Raw genomic sequence first — 1,671 nt, 5'->3', positions numbered from 1 at the left:
CGTCGCAGGTGCAGGTCGACTCACTGGTGCCGGATGCGCTGGCTGCGCTGCCGCTGGAAGATGCAGTGAATGCGCTGGAGCAGCTGGATGCACCGCTGCAGGCACGTTGGCAGCGGGCGCGCCACAACGGCCGGGTGCTGCGTTTTGTCGGGCGCGTCGATGGCGAGGGTGCGCAGGTGGGCCTGCGTGAGCTGGCTGCCGACCATCCGCTGGCGCAGGGCGCGGGCACCGACAACCGCGTGGCCATCCACAGCGATCGCTATCGCTCACAGCCGCTGTTGATCCAGGGACCGGGCGCTGGCGCGGAAGTGACCGCAGCCGCGCTGCTGGATGACGTGCTGCGGATCGTGGGGTAAGCGGCTGATCGACGCACTGCAGCCAGGCATGGCCTGGCTCTACCGAGGGCGTGTGTAGCGCCGGACCACGCCCGGCGGTTATGGAACCTCAACGCGCTTTGAGCACCTTCAACAACGCCGCATTGAACTGCTTCGGGTCCTGCACCTGCGGCGAATGGCCCAGTGCTGCGAACTCGACCAGGGTTGAGCCGGGTATCGCCGCCGCTGCCGATTTGCCCAGTGCCGGGTAGTTGCCCAGCGTCGCCTTCAGTTCGGGCGATGCCTGGTCACGGCCGATCGCCGTGCGGTCCTTCTGGCCGATGAACAAGGTGGTCGGCACCTGCAGGTTCTTCAGTTCGTAGACGACGGGTTGGTTGAACACCATGTCCGACGTCAGCGCCTGGCTCCAGGCCACCTGCTGCTTGCCCGCGCCTTCGTACATGCCCGACTGCATGCGCGCCCACGGTTCATACGCCGGCTTCCACTTGCCGTCGTAGTACACCTCCAGCTGGTAGCGGCGGATGCTGTCATAGCTGATGTTCATTTCGCCGGCATACCACGCGTCCACGCTGCGCCAGGGCACGCCCAGCGCCTTCCAGTCTTCCAGCCCGATCGGATTGACCAGCGAAAGACTGCGCATGTCCTGCGGATACATCAGCGCATAGCGGATGGCCAGCATGCCACCCATCGAATGCCCGACTACGTGCACCGGCACGTCACCCAGTTGCAGCTGCTGCAGCAGCGCATGGGTATTATCGGCCAGCTGCCCGAAGGAATACTGGTAGCGCTCGGGCTTGCTGGATTTGCAGAARCCCACCTGGTCCGGCGCGATCACCCGGTAGCCTGCCGCCACCAGCGGTTTGATCGCCTCCTTCCAGGTCGCTGCGCAGAAGTTCTTGCCATGCAGCAGCACCACCACGCCGATCGGCTTCTTCTTCGGCGCGACATCCAGATAGGCCATTTCCAACGCCTGGCGCTGCGACTCCAGCGCAAAGGTCTTCACCGGATAGCCGTAATCGAACCCCTCCAGCCGCGGCCCGTAGGCTGGCGCAGCGAGAGCGGACAACGGAACGCAGGCAAGCAAGGCAGCAGCAATCACGCGCATGGGACATTCCGGGGCAGGGGATGTCTGAGCCTAACCGGAAAGCGGGGACGGTGTTGTCCGACAAGGAAGCACTCTGCAGAGCCAGGTCGATGCCCGGCCCTGCAGTGGAGCCAGGCCATGCATGGCTGCGCCAATCATCAGCACTCGATGACGTTCACCGCCAGCCCGCCGCGGCTGGTTTCCTTGTACTTGTCCTGCATGTCGCGGCCGGTATCGCGCATGGTCTTGATG

General features: G+C 64.9%; 1 protein-coding gene and 1 pseudogene. One reads left to right on the top strand and one right to left on the bottom strand.

Annotated elements, in window-relative coordinates; genetic code table 11:
• Positions 1 to 356: pseudogene (locus AB4Y84_RS21005) on the top strand (homoserine dehydrogenase); the annotation flags it as partial.
• 88 nt (positions 357 to 444) lie between these two features.
• On the opposite strand, the gene AB4Y84_RS21000 reads toward AB4Y84_RS21005, so the two are convergent.
• Positions 445 to 1,440 carry an alpha/beta fold hydrolase gene (locus AB4Y84_RS21000; protein WP_442244902.1) on the bottom strand — a complete coding sequence of 332 codons (996 nt, stop codon included), beginning with the start codon at positions 1,438 to 1,440 and terminating at the stop codon, positions 445 to 447.
• Positions 1,441 to 1,671 lie beyond the last annotated feature (231 nt).

The organism is Stenotrophomonas sp. 2YAF22 (assembly GCF_052114665.1).
Taxonomy (GTDB): domain Bacteria; phylum Pseudomonadota; class Gammaproteobacteria; order Xanthomonadales; family Xanthomonadaceae; genus Stenotrophomonas; species Stenotrophomonas indicatrix.
Note: the sequence above shows the minus strand (reverse complement) of the source record. Positions and strands in the feature narration are given on the sequence as shown.